Here is a 1753-nt window from a genome sequence, read left to right on the forward strand (position 1 = left end):
TATACTTTCTGGCGTGTAATATAATCAAAATATAAAGAGGAAATCCCCAGCGACTATCGAAGAAAGAAGCACCTGACAGGGAAGCTTCAATCTTACCTACCAACCACAGGAGGTTAAAGTCGCATGGGGAAATCCTCGCACATTCAAGGCCGTAAGGGAACTAAGTTCAGTCAACAGCTAAGGGGCGTTAACCTGGAGCAAGTCCTCATCGTTGCAATCGATGCGGCCAAGCTCCACCAAAAAGCCTTAATATGCAATTATTTCGGCGACATCATTGAAAAACCCTTCTTTTTCTCAGCGAATAATTCTGGTATGGAGCTGCTTTGCAAGAAGATTAATCAAGCGGTTACAGCCACAGAGGCTGTTCGCTTGTTCCTGGGTATTGAGGCAACAGGCCATTACTATGAAGACATCGTCCGCGAGATGGCGAAACGAGGGTACCACGTTCAGATCTTGAATCCGTATACCACCTTCGAGGAACGCGCCGGCGCACTGAATTGGTGCAAAACAGATGATCTTGATCTTGTGGCCATCGCCCATGCCATCAAAAGCAACAAAGCCACTGAAAACCAGCTTTTGAATGGCGTGCAGCGTCAGCTCCATGTCTTGACTCGAGCACGGCGCTCTGAGACACGGAAGCGTGCTTCCTTGCGTACAGAGATTCGAGCACTTATGGACCTCATCTGGCGCGAGTACCAAGGATATGCAGATTATTCAGCCGGTAGAGCTCGAAAAATCAAAGTATTCAGTGACTTCTGGGGGAAAGCCTCGCTCTTCTTCATGGAGCATTATCCACACCCCGCTGCTGTCCTGAAACTAGGGGAGACCGGGCTACGAAAGCTCTCGATTCAGCATAATCTCAAATTGCGAAACACCACCATCCAGAAGCTCTTGCACGTCGCTGAACAAGCGTTATCGAGAAACTTACAGGAACTTCGGCCTGAGCTTATGTTACTGAAAATGAAGCTACGTGACTTACGAACATTTGATGCCAAAATTAATGTTTTGGAACAAGAGATCGAGAACCTTCTCCTTCAGACAGACGGACGACTGCTTCTTACCGTCCCGGGCTTAGGAGTGACTACCGCGGCTGAGCTTTATGCTGAAATCGGCGATGTATCTCAGTACTCGAACGCAAACCAGTTAATTAAGAAAGCTGGCACAAACCCCATTGTTAAGCAAACTGGTGGCGGCAAAGGCTCCTACCGCAAGATTTCCAAACAGGGAAACGATCACCTTCGTTATGCGGTATATCTAGCAGGTAAGAGTCTCTGCATGCATAATAAGGACCTTAAGCCTTTCTATGATCGTCTGAAGGAAAAAGGAAAACATGAACGAGCCATCTTTGTTGCAATGGGTAATAAGATGCTCAAAGTCGCTTTCGCCATGCTGCGAGACCGTTTACCGTTTCAATCGCAGTGCTCTGATTATCACATCCTTGATGAGGTCAATAAGAAGTTGAACTTTAATTGCGTTATGCCGACACTAGCGGTGGCCTAACTAAGCAAGATCTTGGAACCGGTCTTTCTGGGACTGAGGGAAGATCGGATCACTTTCTTGGAGACCTTGGATCTCGTATGTCAGCTTTATCCACCTCGCCCTGTGAATGCGAATTGTACGTTAGCGTATACTCTGCACTCAGCCAGATTGCATCGCAGGATTGAAAAAACGAGGCTATTTCCTTTCAAGTCCGAGAAAGGCCGGTTTCAAGCATCGCTTCTCTGTCAGTTGCTAACTTTTTTGAAAATCTGGG

1 protein-coding gene is annotated in these 1753 nt (G+C 47.1%); it reads left to right on the plus strand.

Translation table 11 applies throughout. From position 1 onward, the window contains the following. Positions 1-123: 123 nt before the first annotated feature. On the plus strand, positions 124-1500 hold the full coding sequence (locus tag M3G15_RS21265; RefSeq protein ID WP_260072012.1) for an IS110 family RNA-guided transposase: 1377 nt from the start codon (positions 124-126) through the stop codon (positions 1498-1500). Positions 1501-1753 lie beyond the last annotated feature (253 nt).

Origin of the sequence: Paenibacillus sp. p3-SID1389, from assembly GCF_025151705.1 — a bacterium.
GTDB classification, from domain to species: Bacteria; Bacillota; Bacilli; order Paenibacillales; family Paenibacillaceae; genus Fontibacillus; species Fontibacillus phoenicis.

What these genes read in the sequence shown, in the direction of transcription:
- M3G15_RS21265 (WP_260072012.1), top strand. Translation starts at nt 124, where the DNA reads ATGGGGAAATCCTCGCACATTCAAGGCCGTAAGGGAACTAAGTTCAGT.